22 protein-coding genes are annotated in these 24,187 nt (G+C 43.7%); 8 read left to right on the top strand and 14 right to left on the bottom strand.

From position 1 onward, the window contains the following. Positions 1-97: 97 nt before the first annotated feature. The 4 genes from Q4549_RS04750 (at position 98) to Q4549_RS04735 (ending at position 5,858) form a co-directional block, all read left to right on the top strand. Positions 98-754 carry an OB-fold-containig protein gene (locus Q4549_RS04750; RefSeq protein ID WP_303548895.1) on the top strand — a complete coding sequence of 219 codons (657 nt, stop codon included), beginning with the start codon at positions 98-100 and terminating at the stop codon, positions 752-754. 39 nt (positions 755-793) lie between these two features. Continuing rightward, a complete protein-coding gene (locus Q4549_RS04745; protein WP_303549708.1) occupies positions 794-2,539 on the top strand; it encodes a flotillin family protein in 1,746 nt (581 codons plus the stop codon). Positions 2,540-3,136: 597 nt separating this feature from the next. Continuing rightward, entirely contained in the window at positions 3,137-4,771 is a 1,635-nt protein-coding gene (locus Q4549_RS04740) for a dihydroxyacetone kinase subunit DhaK (RefSeq protein ID WP_303548898.1), read from the top strand. Between the two features lie 10 nt (positions 4,772-4,781). After that, positions 4,782-5,858 (top strand): glycerol dehydrogenase, encoded by a 1,077-nt coding sequence (locus Q4549_RS04735; protein WP_137672247.1) that lies wholly within the window; start codon positions 4,782-4,784, stop codon positions 5,856-5,858. Positions 5,859-5,969: 111 nt separating this feature from the next. On the opposite strand, the gene Q4549_RS04730 is transcribed toward Q4549_RS04735, so the two are convergent. Genes Q4549_RS04730 through norV form a run of 4 tightly spaced genes read right to left on the bottom strand, consistent with a single transcriptional unit; the run spans position 5,970 to position 9,195 of the window. After that, positions 5,970-6,305, bottom strand: a complete 336-nt coding sequence (locus Q4549_RS04730; RefSeq protein WP_303548901.1) for a DUF1971 domain-containing protein — start codon at positions 6,303-6,305, stop codon at positions 5,970-5,972. Between the two features lie 31 nt (positions 6,306-6,336). After that, on the bottom strand, positions 6,337-6,519 hold the full coding sequence (locus Q4549_RS04725) for a hypothetical protein (protein WP_303548904.1): 183 nt from the start codon (positions 6,517-6,519) through the stop codon (positions 6,337-6,339). A gap of 34 nt (positions 6,520-6,553) precedes the next feature. Then, positions 6,554-7,702, bottom strand: a complete 1,149-nt coding sequence (gene norW / locus Q4549_RS04720) for an NADH:flavorubredoxin reductase NorW (protein ID WP_303548906.1) — start codon at positions 7,700-7,702, stop codon at positions 6,554-6,556. Between the two features lie 11 nt (positions 7,703-7,713). Beyond that, positions 7,714-9,195, bottom strand: a complete 1,482-nt coding sequence (gene norV / locus Q4549_RS04715) for an anaerobic nitric oxide reductase flavorubredoxin (RefSeq protein ID WP_303548909.1) — start codon at positions 9,193-9,195, stop codon at positions 7,714-7,716. A 466-nt stretch (positions 9,196-9,661) separates the two neighbouring features. On the opposite strand from norV, the gene Q4549_RS04710 reads away from it, so the two are divergent. The 3 genes from Q4549_RS04710 (at position 9,662) to Q4549_RS04700 (ending at position 13,433) form a co-directional block, all read left to right on the top strand. Next, a complete protein-coding gene (locus Q4549_RS04710; RefSeq protein WP_303548911.1) occupies positions 9,662-10,270 on the top strand; it encodes a PEP-CTERM sorting domain-containing protein in 609 nt (202 codons plus the stop codon). A gap of 743 nt (positions 10,271-11,013) precedes the next feature. Further along, the gene (locus tag Q4549_RS04705; protein ID WP_303548914.1) at positions 11,014-12,222 is read left to right on the top strand and encodes a family 43 glycosylhydrolase; all 1,209 of its coding nucleotides are present in this window, start codon (positions 11,014-11,016) and stop codon (positions 12,220-12,222) included. A 191-nt stretch (positions 12,223-12,413) separates the two neighbouring features. Then, positions 12,414-13,433: a hypothetical protein gene (locus Q4549_RS04700; RefSeq protein ID WP_303548916.1), complete on the top strand. Its 1,020-nt coding sequence runs from the start codon at positions 12,414-12,416 to the stop codon at positions 13,431-13,433. A gap of 99 nt (positions 13,434-13,532) precedes the next feature. Here the strand turns inward: Q4549_RS04700 and yghU are convergent, their stop codons facing one another. The 4 genes from yghU to Q4549_RS04680 form a co-directional block, all read right to left on the bottom strand. Next, on the bottom strand, positions 13,533-14,390 hold the full coding sequence (gene yghU / locus Q4549_RS04695; protein ID WP_303548919.1) for a glutathione-dependent disulfide-bond oxidoreductase: 858 nt from the start codon (positions 14,388-14,390) through the stop codon (positions 13,533-13,535). Positions 14,391-14,714: 324 nt separating this feature from the next. Next, positions 14,715-15,320 carry a hypothetical protein gene (locus tag Q4549_RS04690; RefSeq protein WP_303548922.1) on the bottom strand — a complete coding sequence of 202 codons (606 nt, stop codon included), beginning with the start codon at positions 15,318-15,320 and terminating at the stop codon, positions 14,715-14,717. A gap of 327 nt (positions 15,321-15,647) precedes the next feature. Continuing rightward, positions 15,648-16,202, bottom strand: coding sequence for a sugar O-acetyltransferase (locus Q4549_RS04685; RefSeq protein WP_303548925.1), 555 nt, complete (start codon positions 16,200-16,202; stop codon positions 15,648-15,650). A 180-nt stretch (positions 16,203-16,382) separates the two neighbouring features. Next, positions 16,383-17,297 carry an NAD-dependent epimerase/dehydratase family protein gene (locus Q4549_RS04680; RefSeq protein ID WP_303548927.1) on the bottom strand — a complete coding sequence of 305 codons (915 nt, stop codon included), beginning with the start codon at positions 17,295-17,297 and terminating at the stop codon, positions 16,383-16,385. Positions 17,298-17,380: 83 nt separating this feature from the next. Between Q4549_RS04680 and Q4549_RS04675 the strand changes: the two genes are divergently transcribed. Then, positions 17,381-18,259, top strand: coding sequence for a LysR family transcriptional regulator (locus Q4549_RS04675; protein WP_303548929.1), 879 nt, complete (start codon positions 17,381-17,383; stop codon positions 18,257-18,259). Positions 18,260-18,341: 82 nt separating this feature from the next. On the opposite strand, the gene nadN is transcribed toward Q4549_RS04675, so the two are convergent. The 6 genes from nadN to Q4549_RS04645 all read right to left on the bottom strand — a co-directional run bounded on the left by nadN (position 18,342) and on the right by Q4549_RS04645 (position 24,160). Further along, the gene (gene nadN, locus Q4549_RS04670) at positions 18,342-20,189 is read right to left on the bottom strand and encodes an NAD nucleotidase (RefSeq protein ID WP_303548932.1); all 1,848 of its coding nucleotides are present in this window, start codon (positions 20,187-20,189) and stop codon (positions 18,342-18,344) included. A 239-nt stretch (positions 20,190-20,428) separates the two neighbouring features. Continuing rightward, complete coding sequence (locus tag Q4549_RS04665; protein ID WP_303548935.1) at positions 20,429-20,776, bottom strand: hypothetical protein; 348 nt, start codon at positions 20,774-20,776, stop codon at positions 20,429-20,431. A 470-nt stretch (positions 20,777-21,246) separates the two neighbouring features. Next, on the bottom strand, positions 21,247-21,762 hold the full coding sequence (locus Q4549_RS04660; protein ID WP_303548938.1) for a hypothetical protein: 516 nt from the start codon (positions 21,760-21,762) through the stop codon (positions 21,247-21,249). After that, entirely contained in the window at positions 21,759-23,069 is a 1,311-nt protein-coding gene (locus Q4549_RS04655) for a hypothetical protein (protein WP_303548940.1), read from the bottom strand. Before Q4549_RS04655 ends, Q4549_RS04660 begins: the two co-directional genes overlap by 4 nt. A gap of 334 nt (positions 23,070-23,403) precedes the next feature. Next, positions 23,404-23,859 carry a NifB/NifX family molybdenum-iron cluster-binding protein gene (locus Q4549_RS04650; protein ID WP_303548942.1) on the bottom strand — a complete coding sequence of 152 codons (456 nt, stop codon included), beginning with the start codon at positions 23,857-23,859 and terminating at the stop codon, positions 23,404-23,406. A gap of 13 nt (positions 23,860-23,872) precedes the next feature. Beyond that, positions 23,873-24,160, bottom strand: a complete 288-nt coding sequence (locus Q4549_RS04645) for a DUF134 domain-containing protein (protein ID WP_303548945.1) — start codon at positions 24,158-24,160, stop codon at positions 23,873-23,875. Positions 24,161-24,187: the final 27 nt, after the last annotated feature.

Here is a 24,187-nt window from a genome sequence, read left to right as displayed (position 1 = left end):
ACAGTGGCCATAATAATTTTTTAATGGCTGGCGGTTAATCTTGTTTCGTAAAGTGCCACTTTTTTAACATGTAGGTTTACGGCAGAAAGGATGCTGAATGTACGATTTTTTAGTTGCTGATATTAATACCAGTTTTACAATTTGTTTAGCCTTTGTATTAGGCTTAGCTTTATTTGAAATACTGGGTTCTTTAATAGGCCTAAGCTTATTAAATACTCTGGATGACTTACTGCCCATTGATATAGATATTGATATGGATGCCGACGTAAATAGCGGCGCGCTCTCTGGTGTGTTGGGTTGGTTGTATCTACATCAGTTGCCATTGTTGGTGTGGCTTATTCTGTTTTTAAGCAGTTTTGGCTTGGCTGGTCTCACGGTTAACTATTTAAGCCTTTCCAATGGGAATTGGTTATTTCCTTCTTTTGTTAGCCATCTAGCAGCACTGGTGTTTGCGATTCTAAGTACGCGGTTTTTAGGACGAGGCATCGCAAAGGTGTTCCCTAAAAGCCAATCTAGCGCGGTATCTAAACACGGTTTTAAAGGTCTGCAAGCCAGAATAACTATTGGTACTGCTACCATTGGCAGCCCAGCCGAAGCAGTGTGTGTAGACCAGCATGGGCAAAAACACTATTTAATGGTGCAACCTATAGATAGCGATGACTCGTTTCCTATGGGCACCACCATTGTTCTACTAGAGCGCCATAAAAAATATTGGACCGCCAGCAAACTCAACGAATTGTTAAACGATCATTAAGGATAAAGTGTGGATTTTTTAGGAAGTAGCAATAGCATAATGTTTTACTTAATTTGGGTCGGTGTGGGGCTTATTGCCTTTTTCACCATTGGTTTGATTTTAGCCAAATTGTATACCCGAGCGACCAAAGAAACCGCTTTTGTACGTACCGGTTTAGGCGGTGAAAAAGTGGTGAAAGATGGCGGTGCTATTGTGTTGCCGGTGGTACACGAAACCATCCCGGTGAATATGAATACCCTGCGTATTGAAGTAGAAAAGACTCAGAAAGATGCCTTGATTACTAAAGACAGAATGCGGGTAGATGTTAAAGCTGACTTTTACTTACGAGTAGCGCCTAACAGCGAAGGTATCTCGATGGCGGCGCAAACATTGGGTACGCGCACCATGCGAGTAGAAGAGCTGAAAAAGCTGATGGAATCTAAGTTTGTTGATGTTCTGCGCTCGGTAGCGGCAGAAATGTCAATGACAGAGATGCATGAGCAGCGTTCTGATTTTGTGCAAAAAGTACAACAGAACGTGATGAACGATTTAGAGAAAAACGGTCTAGAACTGGAATCTGTTTCGTTAACGGGGTTCGATCAAACCGACTTGCAGTTTTTTAATGAAAACAACGCTTTTGATGCCGAAGGCCGCGCTCGATTAACTAAAATCATTGAAGAGAAGCGCAAAGAAACCAACGACATTCAGCAAGAGAACCGCATCAAGATTGAGCAGCGTAACCTAGAAGCTGAGAAACAATCTCTTGAAGTAAATAAACAAGAAGAAGAAGCCAAGCTAAACCAAGAGCAAGTGTTGGCGTTTAAACGTGCCGAGCAAAAAGCCGAGATTGCCAAAAGCCGCGAAATGAAAGAGCAAGAAGAGCGTGAAGCCGAGATTGCTAAAGAGCGTGCGCTAGAGTCTGCAGAAATTGAAAAATCACGCGATATTGAAACCCGTGAAATTGATAAGAGTAAGGCGTTAGAGCAGGCTTCGATTCAGCGTGAACGAGATTTAGAAGTGGCTGAGCAAGATAAACAAATTGCGGTTGCGCAAAAGTCAGAAGAAGAATCAGCTGCTCGTGCTAAAGCTGCCGAAGCTGAAAAACTGATGGTTGAAAAGAGTGAGGCGGTAACCACTGCTCGCCAAATTGCCGAAGCCAATCGTCGTAAAGAGATTGAGGTAATTGACGCACTTAAAGAAGCAGAGCGTGACGCGGTGGGTATTACCGTTCAAGCAGAAGCTGAGAAGCAAGTAGCACAAGATAAGTCATCAGCCATTTTAATTGAAGCTAAAGCCGAAGCCGATGCTAAGAAACTATTGGCCGATGCTGATGAGAAAGTTTATGCAGTAGAGGCTGCCGGTAAGCAAGCCATGTACGAAGCTGAGAATACTCTGCGTGACGAGCAGGTAGAGTTGCAAAAATCTCTGGCCATTTTAAAAATACTGCCAGAGTTAGTCGCCAGTGCGGTTAAGCCTTTAGAGAATATCGAAGGCATTAAAATCTTACAGGGTTATGGTGCTGGCAAGGGTGGAGCAGTAAATGGTGGTTCGGTCGGCGGTAATAAAGGCCTTGCTGAGCAAGTGACTGAAGCGGCTTTAGGTTACCGCGCTAATGCGCCATTGGTAGACGCAATGCTTAAAGAGGTGGGTTTAGTGGATAAGAACAATGGCTGTTTGGAAGATTTACTGACAGGCCATTCGAATATTATTCAAGATGCTTTAAGCGTGACAGAGCAAGAAAGTACGCCTGCTCAAGTATCTGAAAAACCTTCTGCTTTGCAAGAAAAACCAGAAGCTATTTACTAGATCTTAGCGAATTAAGGAGGGCTTCTGTGCCCTCCTTTTTTAGCAGTAATGTAAACAAGCAACAGTGAATCCCTCCGCTAATCTTTAGTGGCTCAGGCCACCGATGCGCCACTTCTTAACGCCAGTTTTGGTTCCATATTTTACTTTGGGGCATAGCCCTAGCATCACATAATTTTGCCAAACCTCACATTTTTGTAAACGTTTACACTAAACTATTTGCTTTAAAGGCCGAGCAGGAACACATTATGATCCTAATTATTGCAGACCTTGTATTTAGGCCTTTGGTTGCTTTATGTACCAATATTAAAGCATATGCTTTGCTTTTTTGGGCTTTCTATCAGCGCTTCGGTAGCGGAAGTGGGCTTTGCTGTTCGATTGGATGAAGCCACTAAATTAGCTTGCATGAGGTGTTTTTTTACATTTTAATGTAAACGTTTCCATTTTAGGTTTGCCACCAAAAAATCGCTGATCATGGCATGTTGGGGTAGGCAAGCAATACAGCCTTATCAAGCGCTTATTTTTGCGGTGAAACGGTTAGCAATACAGTTAAACAGTTTTTGTGAGATTCAGAATAGCAGCATATTACGGAGATTTTAGATGGCTGATTTAGTGATTAACGAACGAGAATCGTGGGTAAATGACTCGATTGACGGCACCTTGTATACGCAGCAGCACAACAACTTAACTCGCTTAGATTTTGGTAATGACATTAAGGTGATTGCTCGATCTGATTGGCAAAAAGACAAAGTAGCCATTATTTGTGGCGGCGGCTCTGGGCATGAGCCAGCCCATGCAGGCTTTGTGGGTAAAGGTATGTTAACCGCAGCAGTATGCGGTGACTTATTTGCGGCTCCCAGTGTAGACGCTGTACTAAACGCTATTTTGCATGTGACTGGCGATGCCGGTTGTTTAGTGGTGATTAAGAACTACACCGGAGATCGCCTTAATTTCGGCTTGGCTTGTGAGAAAGCCAAGGAAATGGGCCGCAACGTAGAGATGGTGATAGTGAGTGACGATATCTCTATTCCCGAAAACCCTAAACCACGTGGCATTGCCGGTACCCTATTTGTTCATAAGGTAGCCGGTTATGTAGCCGAGCAAGGCGAAGACTTAGCGACGGTGACTAAAGCTGCGCAAGATACCATTGATTCTATCGCCAGTATTGGCATCGCTTTAAGCAGTTGCACATTGCCTGGTGATGATAGTGCAGACCGCATTGCGGCTGGCAAAGCAGAGTTGGGTTTAGGGATTCATGGTGAAGCGGGCATTGAAACCATTGAGTTACGCCAATGCAAAGAGCTGGTTAGCATTATGTCTGACAAGCTACTCACCGCTTGTCCAAGTGAACGCCATGCGGTGTTAATTAATAACTTAGGCGGCTTGTCACCGATTGAAATGAACGTGGTGACCAAAGATGTTGTTGAATCTAACCTTGGGAAAAACGCTGAGTTGTTTATTGGCCCTGCGCCCTTAATGACCGCCATTGATATGAAGGGTTTTTCGATCTCTATCATTAAACTTGATGAGCTTAAGCGCCAAGCATTGCTTAGCGATACCGTAACGGCTGCGTGGCCTGGCGTAAGTAAAAAACAAACTGTGGCGGTGACCCAATGTGAATCTCAATCTTCGCAGATTGCATTTAGCCCTTCGCAAAATGAGGCTGTTGCAAACGCATTACGCACAGTGTGCAGCACCATTATCGAGAACGAAGCAGCGCTGAATCACTTGGATACCATTGTAGGTGACGGTGATACCGGTTCTACCTTTGCTTCTGGAGCACGTAAAGTGCTGGCTGAGTTAGACGCGAATCAACTACCGCTAAATGAGCCGGGACTGTTAATGACCGTGATTGGCCAACAGTTAACCACGGTAATGGGCGGATCTTCAGGGGTATTGTTATCCATTTTCTTCACTGCTGCCGGTCGCGAGTTCACCGCGACAAATAACTTAGTTGCTGCTTTCCAATCTGGCTTAGCGCGAATGATGGAGTACGGCGGTGCCGCGGTAGGTGACCGTACCATGATTGATGCGCTTTACCCTGCTTTTGAGGCTTGGGGAGCTAACGGTTTTGCCGCTGCGGTTGAAGCTGCCAAAGCTGGCGCAGATAGCACTTTAGATATGACTAAAGCCAATGCCGGTCGCTCTTCTTATTTAAACAGCGATACCTTGAATGGGGTTAAAGACCCTGGTGCATTTGCCGTTGAGCAAGTATTTGAATCATTGAACAAGTAAGGAGAACAACATGGATAAGATTATAATTTCACCCAGTAAATACATTCAAGGTGAAGGCGCTCTGCATAACATTGGCCAGTATGTTTCCACTTACGGTAAGCAACCGTTAGTGATTGCCGATGATTTTGTCATGGGCTTAACTCAAGCCACTGTTGAAGCTAGCTTCAATGATCAGGCAGTAGATTTTGATGTTTTTAATGGCGAATGTTCACGCGACGAAATTAACCGCCTGATCGATAAAACAGGCTCAGTTAATGCCGATGTCATTATTGGCATTGGCGGCGGAAAAACCTTAGATACCGCCAAGGCCGTTGCTTTTTACTCTAAGTTGCCTGTGGTGATTGTGCCGACGATTGCGTCTACCGATGCGCCAACCAGCGCGTTAGCGGTGATTTACACCCCAGAAGGCGAGTTTAGCGAGTACTTGATGTTCCCTTCAAACCCTAACATGGTGATTATGGACACCGCCATTATTGCTGCGGCGCCGGTTCGCTTAATTGTTGCCGGCATGGGAGACGCCCTGTCTACTTGGTTTGAAGCGCGCGCAAATATGCACTCTGGCAAAGCCACCATGGCGGGTGGTGCACCTACTCGCGCCGCTCAAGCTTTGGCTAAATTGTGTTTTGAAACCTTATTGGCCGATGGCCTTAAAGCCAAAGTAGCGGTAGAGAACAAAGTCAGCACTAAAGCGGTAGAAAACATTATTGAAGCCAATACCTACTTAAGTGGTCTTGGATTTGAGAGCTCTGGTTTAGCCGCTGCGCATGCGATTCATAATGGCTTAACCAAGCTGGAAGAGTGTCATCATTTACTCCACGGCGAGAAAGTCGCCTTTGGCACGCTGACTCAGCTCGTGTTAGAAAATGCACCACTGGAAGAAATTACCCAAGTGATTGATTTTTGTAAGTCGATTGGTTTACCAACCAACCTCACGGACATGGGCGTAAAAGAAATTAACCGAGATAAACTGTTGAGTGTGGCAGAGGCTTCTTGCGCCGATGGTGAAACCATTCACAACATGCCATTCCCGGTAAGCGCTCAGGCAGTGTTGTCTGCGATGCTTACCGCGCATCAGCTGGGGAGTTAAGCTGACAACTGCTGCTTGAGTTAAAGCTTGAATAAAATACCGAAGGCATTAATGCCTTCGGTATTATTGGGTTTAAGCACGTAAGTTAGTACTTATTAGTACTTTGCTTATTTACTTACTATTAAACATCTTCTCACCTGTTTTATCGGTAGCCGACCAGAAGTTGATATTGAATTGGGCATCGTTACTCAACTCAATACGGTGCCAGTATTGTGGTGGGCTAGTGGCAAAACTGCCGGCGTTTATTACTACTTTTACCTCTGGCTCAGTGGCTTCTGCATCAGCAAAGCCGTAATAGGTTACCGTACCTTCCATTACGCAGAGCTGGCCAAATACACCTTCCGCCGTATTATGGTGGCTCAGCAATGCTGCAGGTACGTTGTTTTTGGTGAAAAATGGCGTAGAGCGTTGAATCGTCCAGGTGGCTGGAATTCGCAGATGGCTCATAATCATTTCCTCTCGGTAGTGAATAATTGGTCTAGGGCTTAGTTGTTGCTACTAATCTGTTGGTTTGCTGTTGTAAAGCGGCAACCAGAGATAAGACAACAGACATTAATAAGCGCAATCTTGCTTGCTTAGTTATGCCTAGTTGCTGGTAACTATGTCGGCTTTCTTCTAGATGGTGCTCTGCCGTTTGGTTCTCTAAAAACAATTGGTACATAGTATTTACTCCTCTTTGTTGCCGCTAAGTAAGGCTATTGGCCAGATATTTTGCGTAAAAGTGGGAAGGCTTGATTAAGTTGTTGGTCGGTGACGACAAAACCAGTCATTTGATGTTGAGCGTTGTATGCCTCTGCGACTAGGCCTTGCTTCTCAAAGCCTACTTTCCATGTTGAATCAGCATCAAAGCTGCCACCTAATTGAATAGGATAAGCGGGGGTTTTTACCTTCACCATCATTGGGGTAAGTGCTAATTGTGCTGGCTGATCGAGCAGTTGCTTGGCTAACACATTGGCACTTAAAATAATCGGTTGTAGGTAAGCCATAACCTTGCCGTCTATTTCTGCACAGTCCCCAATGGCATAAACGTTTTTGGCCGACGTTGCTAACTGCTTGTTAACGACTATTCCACGGTTTACAGCAATACCTGCTTGAGTTGCTAGGAGGCTGTTGGCACGTAAACCAGCAGCAGAAATTACTGTATCTACCTTAAAGGTTTTTCCTTGTTTGCTGGTCACGGTTGTTATTGCTTCACCCTCGGTTGTATTTAAAGACATTACGCTGTCATACAGGGCGAGGGTTATGCCCGCTTCATGCAGTTGTTGCTCTAAACGTAGGGCAACAAAATCGGGAGCAACATTGGCAAGTAAGCGGCTGTTGGGCTCCACTATAATGACTTCTTTACCGTTGGTGCGTAAGTCCATCGCGAGCTCTACACCTATTAAGCCGCCGCCCATTATTAACACGCTAGAGCTTGCGTTAATGCTTGCTTGAGCTTGGCGGTATTCCACCAAGCTATTTAAAGTAATAATGCTGGTTGCATTATTACCTTTGATCTCAGGCACAAAGGTGCTGGCGCCAGTGGCGAAAACAAGCTTTGAGTAAGGATAAAGCTGACCATTGGCCGTAATGGTTTGCTTGGTGGTATCAACGTTCTCTACTTTAGTATTGGCAAACAACTCAAGCTGATAACGCTTGGCAAACTCTGCTGCAGGTAGTTGAATTAAGGCTTCAACACTTTGTTGTTTGCTAAAGGCATGACTAAGGTCAGGCTTGTTATATTCATTGCCCTCGTCTGAGGTGAAGACTTGAATACTCAACCGAGAGTCTGTTCTGCGTAGTGTTTTTACTAACTGGTAAGCAGCAAAGCCACTACCAATAATGATGATAGGTGCAGGCATCATTGCTCCTCTTATTATCCGTTATGCTCAACAAATACATCTTTGCCCAAGTTACACTCAGGGCAGAGGAAGTAATCAGGCACGCTGGCCCAGGGCGTATTGGCTGCTACACCTTGGTTTGGCTCACCTATTGCCGGGTCGTAAACCCAGTTACATACGGTGCAGATCATGCACTGGCAATCTGCAGGGTGGGCGGTGGTGGTGTTGGTTTCGCTGATGGCATGGCTAGCAGGAGCAATTTGATTAACAGCCGCTGCTGTGCCAGAGTTTTGTACTTGGGCCGATACACTGTCTAAGGGATGTAGCGCCCATTGCTTGGCTATCTGGCGACCATGTTCTCGGCATTCGCGCATGGCTTTGCCGTCTGGTCGCCATTTGGTTTTTAAGCTTATTGCTGTTTCAAAGCCCGCATCGCTTAGGCGAGTATGGATACGGTCTACCGCACCGCCATTCCAGCCATAACTACCAAAAGCAGCCGCTTTCTTTTCTTTAAAACGCAATCCGGTAATCTCTTCTAACATGCCTGCAATTTTAGGCATCATTACGTTATTCATGGTGGATGAGCCTACTAATAAGCCTTTAGAGCGGAAGGTGTGAGAGAGAATTTCATTTTTGTCGTGCTTGGATACGTTAAATACTTTTACCGCAACGCCGGGATCAACATCATGAATACCTTGGGCAATAGCATCTGCCATCATGCGTGTATTGTTAGACATAGAATCGTAAAAAATAGTGATCTTGTCTTCTTGGTAGTTGTTGGCCCATTCAAGGTATTGGTGAATGATTTGAGCTGGGTTGTCACGCCACACTACGCCGTGCGAGGTGGCAATCATATCAACCGGTAAGTTAAAGCTGAGTACTTCATTGATTTTGGCTGTCACTAAGCTGCTAAACGGTGTGAGAATGTTTGCGTAGTAGCGAAGGCACTGTTCTTTTAACTCATTTTGATCGACTTCGTCGTTAAACAAATGCTCGTCACAGTAGTGCTGACCAAAGGCGTCGTTGCTAAATAGCACCGCGTCTTCTGTTAGGTAGGTCATCATGCTGTCTGGCCAATGTAGCATGGGGGCTTCTACAAAAATTAGCTGCTTACCATTACCGATATCAAGGCTGTCACCGGTTTTTATGGTTTTAAAGTTCCATTCTGGATGATGGTGGTGTCCTACGATTGAATCAATCGCCGCCTCGGTGCAATAAATTGGCGTATTAGGAATTTTTTCCATTAAAGCAGAGAGCGCGCCAGAGTGATCTTCTTCCGCGTGATTGATCACAATGAAATCGATGCTTTGCAGGTCGATTTCCATTTCTAGGTTTTGAATAAACTGCAGGCTGAATCGGTGATCTACGGTGTCGATTAATACTGTTTTTTCTTCGCGGATGAGATAGCTGTTATAGCTTGTTCCGCGAGTCATTTTATATTCTGTACCGTGAAAGTCTTGTACTTCCCAGTCGCGTTGGCCTACCCAGTGAATGTTGTTTTTTACATGAATGGTCATAGCTTACTACCTAAATAACTATTAATTTGATTTGCTAATCAGGTTATTGCATAGCCTGTGCCATGATATTAAGTATTTGTTTTTTATTGCATTTATTTTTAAAATGATGTTTGCGTGAGTCTTTGTGACTCCTTGTTGGGTATGCGAGTTGGAGTCCATATGACTCTTTGGTGTTTTTTAAGTCTTAAGCGCGTTAATCGTTTTTTAGTTGAGCAGCTCTGGGGGCTATTCAGCGTTTGTTGCTGGTTGGCTAGTTTACGTTGTGGCTAATTACGGCCTCCATATTCTCCTAAAAATATACGGTGCTAAACCGTCAAGTTTATTTACACTTTAGCTAATAGTACGGGTGAGATGATAAATTATATTATAAATATCAGTTACTTACTGACTGGCTTGATTTGTGCTTTATGTCGCCACGTTAATAACACTATCAACAAATATTTATTTCAAGACTTAAGGAATGACTTTGAAAAAGATTATCGGATTACTAAGTACTTTATTGCTGAGTGCGGCTGTACAAGCCACCCCAATTTCTAGTGGTTTAATTATTGAAGGCACCACTTTTGGTAGCAACAATGCTTTTCAGTTTTTTAACAACTCAACAGATGGCGAGCAAATTACATCTATTACTTGGGACTTAACCTCAATTGGCGCATTCTTTGATTCAACTGATACTAGCCCTGGTAACAGCAGCAGCCCAATTACTTTAGGCTCTTCTTCGTCTGTAGGTCATGTTTTTCCTACTAATGATGCACTAAATGGCTCGGGTATTTTAACGATTAGCTTTAGTGATTTTGATGCGGGTGAATTTTTCCGTTTTGGTGTGGACACTGACTTCTTAAGTGCGCCAGACGCCGTTGGCTTAAACGGAAACCAGTTCTTTGGTGCCACTGCATTAGCCATATTCTCTGATGGAAGTCAGCGTTTTGGTACTTATGCACCAACAAGTGTTGTGGGTTTCGGTTCTGAAGTTTCTATTGTTGATGCGGTAACCGTTCCTGAGCCAGCAACAGTGTTATTGCTAGGTTTGAGCTTATGTGGTCTTGGTGTATCGCGTAAGAAGAAAAATGCCTAATAGCGTGTAGCTTTACTCGCGAGACATTTTTTGAAACATAAAGTAGCTCAAGCATTGCAAAATGCTTGGGCTTTTTTGTGCAAACTATTACTGAAAATTCAGAATGTTTACTTAACGTGAGTCGAGGTGGAACTCTTCTATATTTTTCAGAAAATGCTTGCCTCTAAGCTTGTAACTGTTTGAACATCTTTGCCTAAAGACTGAACGGGTCGCTTAATCTCGCCAAACTCTGAGCAAATGAGTTCAGGCAATGCTTACTATTTTGTACAGCCTAAAAACCGTCAGCCTAACTCTCTAAACGCCTTGCTAACATGGCTATTAGCATAAAGGTGTCATAGTCATTCCGCTTGCCTTACTTATACCGTTTCTTCGCTCCATTTCAGCTAATGCTAGTTAGCTCACTTTTAGGTGTAACTAGAGGCACCATCTTCTCTGCAAACAAAGCTTTTCGACTATTTCATACCGCTCTTTTTTCAGCTGTGTTATTAAAAACGGAAAATTAACTGAACAAAATATAACCACTAAGTGGATTTTATTTTAGTGTTTAATTTTCCAACTCTCTTACGTTTTTTTGTATTTGTGAATGACTCTTTATTTATCTAATAAAGGATTATGGTTTTTAGCGGAAGGTGAGCTTTACTCGGGTTGATGGTTTTTTAATCGGCGTGGTTGTCGGAATTAATTAGCTATTACTGAAGAAATATAATTCTAAATGCAATTGCTCTACAAGGAGAAGTGAAGTAATGAATATAAATAAAAATAATTTCACGAACTTTAATAAAATTGTGATTGGTGTGATGCTTACACCAATACTAGTCGTAAATTCATATGCTGAAACATTAAGAAATAGAACGTTATTGCCTGAAGTGTGGGCGCCAAATTTAATTTGGGATGGAGGTAATAATCCACATTTTAATAAATGGCAACCAGTAGGTTCTGCAGATCCTACCGCTAAAGTTTTTAACGGTACCTTGTACGTATACACCTCAACAGACAGTAAAGAGCTTTGCCAAATACGCAGTGACAAACTACAAAAACATGCTTATGCGCCGTGGGCTAATACCGGATTTTGTATGCCGGGCTATCAAGTTTTTTCTTCTGCAGATGCCTCACTGAATCAAAGTACATGGCAGAAGCACGGCTCGGTATTGCGCCAAAAAGATGTGCCTTGGGCTAGAAAGTCTGCTGAAGGCTGGGGCAATAGTGCCACTATGTGGGCGGCTGACGTAGTAGAAGGCGACGACGGCAAGTATTACATGTTTTTCCCAAGTGTAAGGGGTGATAATAACCATCAAACCATTGGTGTTGCGGTAGCCGATTCTCCCGCAGGCCCATTTGTTGCGAGGCCCGCACCTATCGCTACCACTAATAATTTTGACCATGTTTTTGACCCATCGGTTATCAAGGTGGGCAACCAGTGGTACATTTTTTATGCTAAAAATGGAAGTGGGGGCAACAAAGCAATTTGGGCCGCTAAAATTGATGCGAACTTCAATTACATTTATAACCCGCTCGACTTAATGTTAGAGCCGGGCAGTTATCTGGAAGGACCTCATGCTTACATGATTGGTAGTGACCTGTGGTTACAATGGGCAAGTGTTACTGCGCCTGCTCAATGGCCTTATCCTGGTGGGTACCAAATTAAGCAGGCCGTGGCATGGAACAACAATAACCCCTTATCGAATTTTGACCAGCGGGGCATTATGGTTCATCCATTTGGTAATCCAGGCACTAACCATGGCTCGGTGGTATCTTGGGCAAATAATTACTGGGCGTTTTATCACGATCATTTAAACGGTAAAAACTCAGGTTATACACCCACTGCACCTAACCAGATACATAACTACCGTCGAGCGATGTATAGCCTAGTGGAAATAGATGCGTCTAAACGAGGAGAGGTTAAACCTTTTAGACCCGACAATATAGTAAGCCAACCCAGCTTATCTAATTGATGTTTGATCTTGAGGTTTATTTTCCAAACGGTTTAAAGTGAAGTGTGTAATCTTAATTGCTGATACATGTTTTATTCGTCCTGATGGGAAAAAGATCTTTTGTAATGAATATGGCCACAGCTTGATGGTAAATAAATTCTTGCTGTGGCTTAGACGTATTAACTATTAATACTCAGTGATGGAGCCAATTAATGTTGAAAGTCCGACGTTTAATTATGGTCTCAATTTTATGTCTGCTGATATATGGCGCATTTTCACTAAAGATGTTTGATGGTAAAGGTGAGCCATTATCTGAGTGGGTGACTGTTCAGCAGAACCAGCTAGCGCCGGTTAAGCTAAAGCCTTTTAATAGCACTGTCGTTGAAGCGACTTCCTCAGGGGCTACATCACCGATGGGAGATGCACCTCAGTATCAGCAATCTCAAAACAGCGGTGAAGATTTTGTTGGTCAATTAGCGATGCAAATTGGTAGTGCGGCGTCTAAAGAAAACTTCCTCCGTTCAATGGCTTTGTTAGAAGAATGGGCTAGATATGATTTGATAGCCGTTTGGGAATGGTTGGAGCGACAAAATACCCCAGAAATGGGCAGTTTTTACCAAGCCATCGTATTAAGCGCTATGTTGAACCCGCTAGCAGACAAACAACAGTTAGCAGAGCTCATTGCCAAGTTACCTGAAGGCTTAACTAACCACAGTTTTTTGATTAGCTCTTTTGCTAATGATTTGGCAGCGAAAGATATTGGTTTAGCCTTGGAGTGGCTAGAAACTGTTGAACTACAAAGTTCGGCTAACCATGCAACAACAAGTGTATTAACGCAATGGGCTCAAGTGCAGCCAAACCTCGCGTTAGAGTTTTTACTAGAACAGCCTGAACTCCCATCATCACTCACTCATCAAATGGTAATTAATGCTACCTCAGCAATGAACAATGATGAGCTTACTCAGCAAATTGAACAGTTGTACCGCTATCCAGAAGACTTACAGTCAAGTATCAGCGGGGCGCTTGTGAGGGCTATGTTAGTGCGCCAACCAAAGCAGGCAAAACAGTGGATAGAAGAGCAAGTAAGAGGCCCGATTAAAGATGCTTCATTGCGAGAATATATTCAGCACCAAGCAAATTACATGGATCCCCATGCATTGAAGGCGTTAATCTTGGAAGTGGAAGATAATGAGTTATTTGAAACCTTATGGGTTTTAGTCGCCAATAAGTAAGCTAATTTAGTTGCTGTGGTTGAGACATTAATAAAGCCTCAAAAGAGGCTTTATTAATTTGCTAGGTTGTCAATTTAGCTAAAAGCAGGTTGCGAGTACTTAAGGTTTTTTACTTAATACCGCATCAATATCTGCCGCACTGTGGCGCTCGGCTAATTGCTCCCACTCTTCGCCCCAAGCCCGATTAACTATACGACCACGCTGTACGCCTTTACGCTGCTCAATTTCTTTGGCCCAGCGCATTAGGTTGGTGTAGCTACTGGCGTCTAAAAACTCTGCGGCTTCGTATACGGTATTTAACACTACGTTGCCATACCAAGGCCAAGTGGCGATATCTGCAATCGAATACTCGTCACCACCTAGGAATTGGTGTTTTGCCAACTGCTTATCTAATACATCTAACTGGCGCTTAGCTTCCATGGTGAATCGATTAATCGGGTACTCATATTTCTCTGGTGCGTAGGCATAAAAGTGACCAAAACCGCCACCCAAATAAGGCGCTGAACCTTGTAACCAAAATAACCAATTCATTACTTCGGTGCGTTTGGCGTGATCTTTAGGCAATAGCTGGCCAAACTTTTCAGCCAAATAAAGCAAAATTGCTCCAGATTCAAAAACCCGTATTGGTGTTTCGCCAGAGTTGTCTAATAAAGCTGGGATTTTAGAGTTTGGATTTACTTCAACAAAGCCTGAAGAAAACTGATCGCTTTCGCCAATGTTAATCAAGTAGGCGTCGTATTCGGCTTCTGCAACACCTAGCTGAAGCAGTTCTTCCAACATAATAGTGACTTTTTGGCCATTTGGTGTGGCTAAAGAATAGAGTTGTAAAGGATTGGAGCCTACTACTAGATCTTGCTGGTGGCGTGCCCCTGAATCCGGTCGATTAATACTTGCCCATTGGCCACCATTTTCACTGTCCATGGTCCAGACTTTTGGCGGAATGAATTGCTTTGTCATCGTTTTTCCTTATCTGTTTAGGTGCTATCTATATGGATATAGGGGGTGTTCTGTTGGCTTAAACTTATATCTTGCTTGTTCATTAGAACGCTTCAGCTCAGAAAAACATTCACATAACGCTCAATAAACAATTGAATATGGCTGAGTGACTCAGTTTGTTTTGTATACTGTAAGAGTAAACCACTGGCAGTGGCAAATGCTTTGCGGGTAGGTGAGTTAAAAAAGCCGAGTGAATGGGCTCTACTCGGCTGAAAAGTGGTGGGCTTATATCGCTAGCGGGTGTGGCTGATACCGCTACAGAGGCTACCGATAAACCACCCTACATTACTGAGTATTGGTTCTCAGCTTTTGTTGTTTTATTCTCCTAGCAGCTAAACCAAACACGACTAAGGCGAATACGCCTGCACTGGCTGGTTCTGTTACGCTAACGCTAGGCTTGTTTTGAGCACTGCTTGTGAGCAAGTCAATTTGCAGGTACATAGAGCTGTTTACGGTGGTTTCAGGCAAAGCAAATGATACACTGTCGGCAGTAAATCCGGTTTGTACGCCACTCATGTTAGTGATGACATCAATACCGTTTAACGCGGCATCAGGCATGCCTATCCAGTCTAAATCAGACAGTACAAAGCTGAGAAAACCCTGTCCATCACAAGTAAACCAACCACAATATGGACCATTGTCAAAACTCACAAATATAGAATCGGCTAATACATCGATACTGAGCGAGTTATCGAAGTTGAAGTAGTCTGCGAACTCTACTTCATCACTTACCGTTGCTGCCATAGCACCTTTGCCTTCGCAAAGTGCACTGGCCGAGCCTGAATCTTGTGAGCAGGACAGGTAGATTTCATCGCTAATGATTGTGGCGGATGCAACATTTGCAAACAGCAAGATAACGCTAACGCCAAAAGTAACAATCAGTTTTTTCATTATTATTCCCTATCGTTGGTGATATGCCATAGGGAACACAGCAGGTATTAGGCCACTATTAAATTATTGTTATTTTATAGTGAGTTAAGTGCTGTTAAGAAAGGGAGTAGTGCGTTTTTTAAAGCACGTTCTCGCAAATTCGCATTTTGATAGTAGACAAGTTAGTCATAGGCATACCCATCTACTGCTAAGTAAACTTGTGTTGAATTAGGTAGATAGTCATCCGGTGAAGTATTCCTTCTGATTGCGAGAGAATTAGTAGAGAGCCACACCTAAGCTGAGCTGAATGGGGGGGAGCTTAAAAATGATGAACATGCCTTATAACATCTATTCTACTGTTTTTATCACCTTAGCGGGGTTACCGCCAATCACCACATTGTTACCGAAACTCTTGGTTACTACTGCGCCAGAGGCCACGACGACGTTATCGCCTAATGTTACCCCCGGATTTATAGTGGCATGGCCGCCGATCCAGCAGTTGTCGCCAATGGTAATGCCTTTAGCAAATTCAATACCTTGGTTACGTTCTATTGGGTCGATAGGGTGGCAAGCTGTGTATATACCAACCTGTGGCCCAATAAAGCAGTTATCGCCTATAGTGATAGGCCCGCAATCAAGGATCACGCAAGCAAAGTTCATGTAAAAGTTGTCGCCTACCGAAATATTTTTGCCGTAGTCACAATTAAACTGCGGCTCAATTTTAATTGCGCCTTTAATGCTGCCGAATAATTCATGTAGCAGCTGGCTGCGTTGCTCAGCGTGCTGGCGGGTTGTTTGATTGTATTGATGGCAAATAGTTCTGGCTTGAGTGCGCATTGCTGTGAGTTCACTATCGCTAGGGTCGTAAACTTCGCCATGTAGCATTTTGTCTCGTTCAGTCATAGGCTGTTCTTTTGTTGTGAGTTATCAGCGTTATTAGTGATCAACGCTAAGGCTTTACAGGTGGATAGATTACGTTAATCACTCGCCATCTTACTTTGACTTGGATTGTCTAATGGCTGGTTTTTGGCAACTAAGTATAAGAAAGAATAGGCGACTTATTGGGGATAGGCCGCCTATTCTTTAGGCCGGTTTCAGTTGTTTTAGTATTTGAGTGAGTGGGGTACTTTGGTAAAGAGTACCTAAAGCTTGCTTCATCTTGCTGCCATCTAGCAAAACCGGCTGACGCCATAAGTAACGCATTTTTAGTACCTCTTTTATGGTGGGTACAAATAGGGACAGGAGAGCGAAGCTCCACCACGCAAATTTTCGGGTGAGCAGTGGCTGTTGGTTGTTCTCAAAAGCCTGCTGCCAATCTTTGGTGCTTAGGCGTAAACCGGGGTCATGCCATACCTCAAAGTCACTTTGCGTAAGCTCGAGGACTTGAATGGTATTGGCACAGAGATCGGGTAAGTAAGACCAAAAGTGCTGATGCTGAGCATTATGTGGAAAAGCCATTTGGGTATGGTTGCGTTTGTATTTAATCAGCATGCTAGGCCAACTTAAATGGGTATTGGGGCCAATAAAGTCACCTGCTCGCACAATGGTAATTTTTGCACCGTTGTCAGCGGCTTTGCGTAAGCGCTGTTCCATTGCCACTCTTATTTTGCCTTTAGTAGTGATAGGTTGCATCTGGTGGCTCTCGTCAATGGCTTGCTCTGTGGGGCTGTAGTTATACACGTTACCGGGAAACAATAGCCTTATTGCCATTTGCTCGGCCACTTGCACGCTAGGCTCTAATAGCGACAGGGCTTCTTCTTGCCAACGATGGTAGGCGGGATTAACGGCGTACACGATTAAGTCTGCTCCTTCTGCCGCAGCGGATAGCTGTTTATAGTTGCTGGCATCACCATCTATGATGTGTTGTTCGTTTAGCCATGATGGCGCTTTAGCGCGGTTACGCATTAGCGCTTTTATTTGCCAGCCTTGCTGATTTAACGCGTGAGCCATTTCTGATCCAAAGTTACCGCTTATGCCTAATATGAGTGCTGTTTTCATTTTCTTTTCTCCAGTTGATAAACCAATTATATGATTCATAATCAAATAGAGAATGACCAAAAATTAGCAATGGGTATGCAAATATGAATAGCGATAACTGGCAATGGTGGCAGTATTTTTTAGCCATCGCCGAGAAAGGTAGTTTGAGCCGAGCGGCCGATAAATTAGCGGTATCACAACCTACCTTAAGTCGTCAGCTACAGGCCATGGAGGCGCAACTTGGCCAGCCTCTATTTGATAGAAGTACCCAAGGTTTAAGCCTGACCGATTTTGGACAGGGTTTACTAGAAGAGTGCCAACACATGCAAAGCAGCGCACAAAGGCTGCAGCGCTTAGCTACTGGGCAAACGCAAACCCTTAGTGGTCGTGTTCGCTTATCTGCCAATGAGCTAATCGCCTTGTTCTACCTACCTAAGTTGTTACCCAGTTTTATGCAAACTTACCCGCAGGTATCGCTCGAAGTTGAAGTGAGTAACCGAGCCAGCAACCTAGATAAGCGCGATGCTGATGTGGCCATTCGCATGTTTCCTCCCACTCAACTGGATGTTTACTGTCGACGTTTGTTTGATATTCCTCTCGGCTTTTACGCCAGCTCGCAATATCTCGCTCAACACGGCAAACCTTGCGACCCGTCGAGTTTTTTTCAGCATCGAATACTCGGCTACGATCGTGACCCGCAATTTGAAGACGGCGCTAGGCAATTGGGAATGTCGGTGAAAAATGAGCAGTTTTTGTTGCGTACCGATTGTTTACCTTTGCAATTGGAGCTCGCTAAACAACATGCTGGCATTGTGGTTAGCCACCAAACACTGTGTGAGGCTGCAGGCTTAATCAAGCTTGATGTTGGCATAGAACTCCCCGCATTGCCGCTTTATTTGGTGTGTCACAGAGATGTGCAACACAACAAAAAAATCCGTGTTTTAATGGATTTTTTGGCTGAAACAATAACCTTAAATAGCTAGTTGCATATTTGAGTAATATAGACCGATGACTCGATAGAAAAAAGCCCGCTGTAGCGGGCTTTTTTAACTTACGGAAACCAGCTTAGTTTTGCAGGTTGCCGTCTACATCGTAGAACATTTGAGTGCTGTAATTTTCAAGCGGAAGTTTGTCGATAGTGCTACGGCGTTCTACGTAATCAACAAATGATTGTGCATAATCGAGGAAGCTATCTTCAAACTTACTCTCGTCTGCTGCTATGTCGGCAAAGCTAAAGTAACCGTCGCGGCCGCCAGCAATATAGTCGTTAGTGACGACGGTAAGGCTGGCATCATCACTTAATGCAACCCAATCAGTTGTGCCTTTGGCTTTCACTTCTACATCGTATAAACGTGAACCAGCTGCTTGCGACATATCCACTTTGTAACGCAGGCCTGCTGCGTAAGGGTAAGCACCGGTAGAGCCGTCTGGGTCTAGGGCGTAATCGACTGCTTCGTTCAGTACTGTTTTGATTTCTGCGCCGGTCATTTCTAGATACACAAGGGTATTAGAAAAGGGCAGTAAGGTGTATGCATCACCAATGGTGTAGTTGCCTTGCGGTACGTCGTTACGCACTCCGCCTGCATTTTGAATTGATACATCGCCACGAATCGCTTGCTCTAAAAATGCTTGAGCCACCAAGTTTGAAATGTCTGAGCCATTCGCGCTAGTGGCTGATACATCACAAAGGGTGCTGCGGCCTTGGCCTGGGATACGCTCAAAACATAGGTTTTGCGCTACATCGCCCACAACCGCTTGTTTTAGTACGTCTACTTCTTCTGCATACACGGCTAATACGGCAGCTGCGTTGGCGTCTGGCGTTACGATAGACAGATTAGCGTTTGCTGTTACTTGCGCAGTGACGGCATCTCGGTCTACGCCTGTAAGCTCAACACGAGTACCAGTGCTGTCTTTACGTTTAAAACTGTCGGCCAGCATTAAGTGTGGCGTACCCGTACAGCTTGCTAATTTGCCGTTGCCGTCAAATGTTACGGCTAGATCTCCCACTACCGCAGAGTATTGCCACGCTTGGGCGACACAAACAGGGTCGCCGTCTAAGTTAGTTAGCATGGTGGGGTAATCACCTTGGGTATTTAGGCCTAGGTCGGCAAAATCACCCAATAGTGTGTGCGAGTCACCACCAATAATCACGTCTACGCCGCTAAGCTTAGCCGCTAGCTCTACATCGTTTTTGTACTGGTAGTGAGTAAGCAAAATAATGTTGTTTACGCCTTGTCCCTTTAGCTCATCAATGTACATTTGGGCGGTAGTGGTTTCATCATGAAAGAGGGTGGTGGCGTCTGGGCTTGAAGAGTTCTTGGTTTTGGTCGCTATGTCGATACCAATAATACCTACCTTGGCATCACCAAAAGACTTAATCATATAAGGTTGGAAGTAGTCCCAACGGGTAACGGGAGCGAGCGGCGATACGCCAACTTCAGGCTCTACATTCGCGGCTAATACTTGGGTTTGACAAGTTGGGCTGTAAAGAAACTCTAAGAAGGTTTTAAGGCCAGCGTCGCCGCCATCAAACTCGTGGTTACCAAGGGCAAAGGCATCAAAACATACTTCGTTCATCAGTGCTGCGTCGGCTTCACCTTTAAACAAGGTGTAGTAAAGATCGCCAGTAATTGCATCACCCGCATGTAGCTTCAACACATTGTCTTTGCTGGCGGCGAGTTCATTTATTTTTGCGACTACTTTAGGGAAACCACCTACCGATACACGCGTAGCTTCGCCAGCTAAGGTTAGGTCTATACCTGTGTCAGCCTGCAGGTGAGAATGATGATCGTTAACGTGCAAAACGTTAATGGTAAGCGGTTGAGCTGGCGTAGTGGTGTTGTCATTATCGTTACATGCAGCTAACACCAAACCGAGTGGGACTATGGCAAGCCATTCCTTGCGAAAATTCATCTTTACTAAATCCTTCTAGATGGAAAACTTTAGACCTTAGTGACTGTAGATGAATCCTAGATGAACTATTTTTGTCTTTTTTATGTCGCGGTGATATTTAAAATGGACTTACTTGATGTTTACTGGCATTGAAGGGTAATTAAGCCCTTCTATTGCACGCGCCGAATAGAGGCTTGTAATATCTTTAATCAGATTTTTGCAATCAATTACCATTGTTAAGTTAAAGGAGGAAATATAAGCTATTCAAAGTTTACTTTAGTTATAAACTCACCATCTAAACGCTTAATATCTAGCTCCTCAAGCGGAGTACCTGTAATTGTTGTGCAAAACGCTGAAAACAAAATATCTAGCTCATTTGGTAATAAGCCTTCACGAGTTTGGTACTTTAAAGGCAAGGCATCTACGTCGATGGCTATTTTTATTGTGCCATTCAATAGTTGCTCGCACAGAGGTAACACTTTTCCAATTACATCAAATTGATCATTAATCGGTGTATATGTTTTTAGAATATGAGTATGTAACTCACTAGCCTGCCTGTTAGCTTTTTTCAGGTCAATATCGATGAAGCGGCTTGTTTTATCATCCACTTTAACTCTTTGAGTGCTCATGTCATTGTGGAGTGTATAGCAATAGACAATGATATTTTATGTGCTGCGGTTTTTATTGATAGTCCTCGGAGTATAGGTGCGATGTAACGTCATCTAAAAGCGCCTTTAATTTTAGTTCTTCTGGAGAGGCAAAGTTTCTTGATGTAAGGATCCCATAGGTAAATGTCTTCCCTTTAGGGAGGCTAGTTCTAGGGTTATGTCCACGCTTCGCTTCATGCAATATGAATTTTAGCTGTTCTATTACTGAATCATAAATAGCACCCTCAATAGACGGTATGCTTTTCTTGGAAAACTCAGTTAATGCAAGGCTTGATGATACTGTAAGCATTGGAATATTCACTTGATGTCCCTTTGAATTTGATAGAGAAGTGAGCAACAGCTGACTCTTCCAACTCAGAACAACGGTTTTGATTTTGCTCTATCAACGCCAATACATGTTTCTTGGATGTTTATAACTCGCCACTATCAATTTTTTTGGCAATTATTTTAAGGTTATCCAATAAGCCCTTATCAAATAGCATTTCATCAGTGAAACAAAATTCTTGCTGTTTCTTAAACGTTGAACTTCCATATCTATCACGACTCGCGTTTGCTAAACCGTACCCCGGTGTGCCAAACCAACGACTAGCCACAAGTTTTTCGTCGTTAATTACTTCACTATATGTGAGTTCTTCTTTTTTTAAGCCGCCTTCAGCTTCTGTTTTCATAAACTTCTGCTCAATAGCATTGATGAACCATGATAATCCGCTCTTTGGAAACTCTATAAATGAACCGCCAACCCATTTTTCGGGTTTTCCGTTCAAGGGGGGGAAGTACCCTTTAGTTGCCCAAATAAAATATTCATCGTCGAGTAACAAATAGTAGTAATCGGTATTTTTATTATTGAATGTAGGTTGAGAATAACGAAAAATTACTCGCTTATCTTCATCAAGCTTATATGGGTCTGTATTTTCAAATGTTCTCATAAGTTTATTCGCTTAATTGCACCTAGGTCTTCTAACTTACCTAGTTGTTGTGGGTTTTTATCGTAAGTAAAGACTTCTACAGGGCCGTAAGCAATATGGCTGGTAACATTGGTATCACGAGTCATACCGTTCCCAGTAAAGATTTCCCAAGCGCTAATCTTTGTTGCTATTTCGTGCCTGTCACTCAACAACCCAGCGGTTTCCTCATCGTGACCAAGTGCCTCGGCAAATTCTTGCCTCTTCATTGGGTTGTTCATGTCGACCCCTGCATCCCAAGCGCTATTGGCAAAACTTTCATACTTAGGGGCAAAGTCTTCATCCATCACTTTGTTAGCAATGCTTGGGTCGATCCCCATATCAGGGTTACCTGCAATCATCTGGTTCATGTTATCAAATGTTGGAATGACAGAAACAACATCACCAGCATCGGCAACTTTTTGCTTATCGATAAGCAACATGGTGTATGTTTTTTCAGGCTTATATCGAGTGCCAAAAGCGTTTAACAAAAGCTCAGCATCACTATCGGCATGTTCTACTTGGCTCATTGGTGCGGTCCATGTTACCGCTCGACCACCTTTTACTTGGCCAATGGTTCCTGAGTCTCCTGAATGAGCGGTTTCAATTATCCTAACGAGAATATTTTCGTTAAGACCGTTTTCTACTATGGCTAATTTGTCTTCTAGAGTATAAGGCGTTTTGGGAAGAGCAGAATTTGCTGCCTTAGCGTCGGTAATCGCGGTTTTAGCTATTTTTAAACGAGTGCTTGCTTCGTTAATTGTTTGGGCTGGGTTTAACCGCTTAGCTTCAGGGTTTGTTGGTTTCTGCTTAGCTGGTTTTGAAGGTTGAGGTGAGTCCTGCTCAACCCTACCCCCTTGGCCTAAAGCTTCCTTGGCTGGAGCAGCTCGTGGGGCAGCGGTTTTCTCTGGCAAAGTCGCTACAGGAATACCGCCTTCGGTATCTGTTGGGGCATTGGTTGCAAAGCTTTCACCCTTATACACTTTTACTTCGCCACTGATAATGGCTTTACTTAACCAGGCATGTTTTTGCTGCTCGGTTTTATGGTTAGCCATAAAATCGCCAGCCATGTTGAAATAGAGTTTGTTTAGGTCAAACTGGTAACCCCACATGGAGCTATGGTTTTGCAGTAAGGATTCAGCCCAATAAACATCTATGCAGCTTTGGAGTTGCTCACCTTGATGACGTGCGCTGCTATGCCTAGGAATAAAAACGTAAGACTGGCCAAAGGCATCTACTAACAAGGTTTGGTTGAATTTGGATTGCTGAACGAAATTAGCGTGTGGCTGCATACTTGCTTCCTATATAGCTAATTAGTTTGTCTACCTTAAACATGCGATTCCTTGCCTGTCTGTTGTTCGATATTAACTGCAAAATCAATAAAGTGGGGATGCTATCAGTCTAGTGAGTTATGAGTCAATATTGATGTTGAGAAACTCATCAAAGTAGCTGTGAGGAATAGGCAAATCTGTTCGAAATACTTGGTTTTTTTTAGATAGATTTGGGGAAACCTATTGGTTAGAAAGGGAAGTCTGTAACTTTATAAGGGTGAGTTGCTAAGCAAAGAAAGTGACAGACTTTGTTGGAACGGGGTAATTCATGTAGTTAGCCAAAGGGTTTAATGGTTTAACTACAGCAGGCCTTTCTTGAGCGACCGGATCTGTTGTGGCGTTTATTTGGTTGGCCACAACAGCGATTGGCTTGTTGGCGGTCTTCGCAGTGATGGTTTTTATTGTACTGAGTAGAAGCGCGCCCTTGGCTAGGGTGGTGAAGTTCTAACAAGTCACTGGTGGTGGCTGCGTTTACCTCGGTTTTATGGCCTACTTGAAAGACTTTAATGCCAGCCTTTAATAGTTTGGCTAAGGCGCGCTCTCCAATATTACGCACAATCACCACCTCGGTTTTCATTGTTTGTAATTGAGTGATAATGGCGCTTTTATCGCTGCAAGAGGCTTCTGCGTTGGCCGCTGGGTTCTCCCAGTTGGCGATTAAGCTATTGTTGTGGGTAAAAAATGAAAATTGCTCTGCTTTAGAAAAGTGATTAGCGACTAAAGCTTGGTCATTTGCTACGGCATAAATCATGGTTTGCTTCCTTTTATTCAATATTCTCTTTTTCAAATAGTAATGCGCTGCCTTCTATTAAGCTGGCGGCTACCTTGTATCTCGCCTGATTAACAATGTTGCCAAAGGTTTGCCGTGATACACCCATTTGATCTGCGGCGGCTTGTTGGCTCATATTGTGGTAATCGGCTAGGCGCAGTGCTTCTAGCTCTTCGGGCAGTATGTTTATTTTGTTTAATTTGCTCATTGGCACGCCGTTAGGTTTAAAGCAACGGTGGGCGGGAGCACCCCCAATACGGCGGCATTTCTTCGGTCTAGGCATTTTTGCTCCTAATGTGATGAGTTAACC

This window comes from Agarivorans sp. 2_MG-2023 (genome assembly GCF_030548085.1).
Lineage (GTDB): Bacteria > Pseudomonadota > Gammaproteobacteria > Enterobacterales > Celerinatantimonadaceae > Agarivorans.
The sequence above is the reverse complement of the archived record's forward strand: the minus strand, read 5'-3'. Positions and strand labels throughout refer to the sequence as shown.

Bases quoted from the DNA above. Each gene is read 5' to 3' on its own strand.
- yghU (WP_303548919.1), bottom strand. From the start codon at position 14,390: ATGACAAAGCAATTCATTCCGCCAAAAGTCTGGACCATGGACAGTGAA.
- Q4549_RS04680 (WP_303548927.1), bottom strand. From the start codon at position 17,297: ATGAAAACAGCACTCATATTAGGCATAAGCGGTAACTTTGGATCAGAA.
- Q4549_RS04725 (WP_303548904.1), bottom strand. From the start codon at position 6,519: ATGTACCAATTGTTTTTAGAGAACCAAACGGCAGAGCACCATCTAGAA.
- Q4549_RS04750 (WP_303548895.1), top strand. From the start codon at position 98: ATGTACGATTTTTTAGTTGCTGATATTAATACCAGTTTTACAATTTGT.
- Q4549_RS04660 (WP_303548938.1), bottom strand. From the start codon at position 21,762: ATGAGAACATTTGAAAATACAGACCCATATAAGCTTGATGAAGATAAG.
- Q4549_RS04700 (WP_303548916.1), top strand. From the start codon at position 12,414: ATGTTGAAAGTCCGACGTTTAATTATGGTCTCAATTTTATGTCTGCTG.
- Q4549_RS04655 (WP_303548940.1), bottom strand. From the start codon at position 23,069: ATGCAGCCACACGCTAATTTCGTTCAGCAATCCAAATTCAACCAAACC.
- Q4549_RS04735 (WP_137672247.1), top strand. From the start codon at position 4,782: ATGGATAAGATTATAATTTCACCCAGTAAATACATTCAAGGTGAAGGC.
- nadN (WP_303548932.1), bottom strand. From the start codon at position 20,189: ATGAATTTTCGCAAGGAATGGCTTGCCATAGTCCCACTCGGTTTGGTG.
- Q4549_RS04730 (WP_303548901.1), bottom strand. From the start codon at position 6,305: ATGAGCCATCTGCGAATTCCAGCCACCTGGACGATTCAACGCTCTACG.
- Q4549_RS04745 (WP_303549708.1), top strand. From the start codon at position 794: ATGTTTTACTTAATTTGGGTCGGTGTGGGGCTTATTGCCTTTTTCACC.
- Q4549_RS04650 (WP_303548942.1), bottom strand. From the start codon at position 23,859: ATGATTTATGCCGTAGCAAATGACCAAGCTTTAGTCGCTAATCACTTT.
- Q4549_RS04685 (WP_303548925.1), bottom strand. From the start codon at position 16,202: ATGACTGAACGAGACAAAATGCTACATGGCGAAGTTTACGACCCTAGC.
- Q4549_RS04740 (WP_303548898.1), top strand. From the start codon at position 3,137: ATGGCTGATTTAGTGATTAACGAACGAGAATCGTGGGTAAATGACTCG.
- Q4549_RS04645 (WP_303548945.1), bottom strand. From the start codon at position 24,160: ATGCCTAGACCGAAGAAATGCCGCCGTATTGGGGGTGCTCCCGCCCAC.
- norV (WP_303548909.1), bottom strand. From the start codon at position 9,195: ATGACCATTCATGTAAAAAACAACATTCACTGGGTAGGCCAACGCGAC.
- Q4549_RS04705 (WP_303548914.1), top strand. From the start codon at position 11,014: ATGAATATAAATAAAAATAATTTCACGAACTTTAATAAAATTGTGATT.
- Q4549_RS04690 (WP_303548922.1), bottom strand. From the start codon at position 15,320: ATGAAAAAACTGATTGTTACTTTTGGCGTTAGCGTTATCTTGCTGTTT.
- norW (WP_303548906.1), bottom strand. From the start codon at position 7,702: ATGATGCCTGCACCTATCATCATTATTGGTAGTGGCTTTGCTGCTTAC.
- Q4549_RS04675 (WP_303548929.1), top strand. From the start codon at position 17,381: ATGAATAGCGATAACTGGCAATGGTGGCAGTATTTTTTAGCCATCGCC.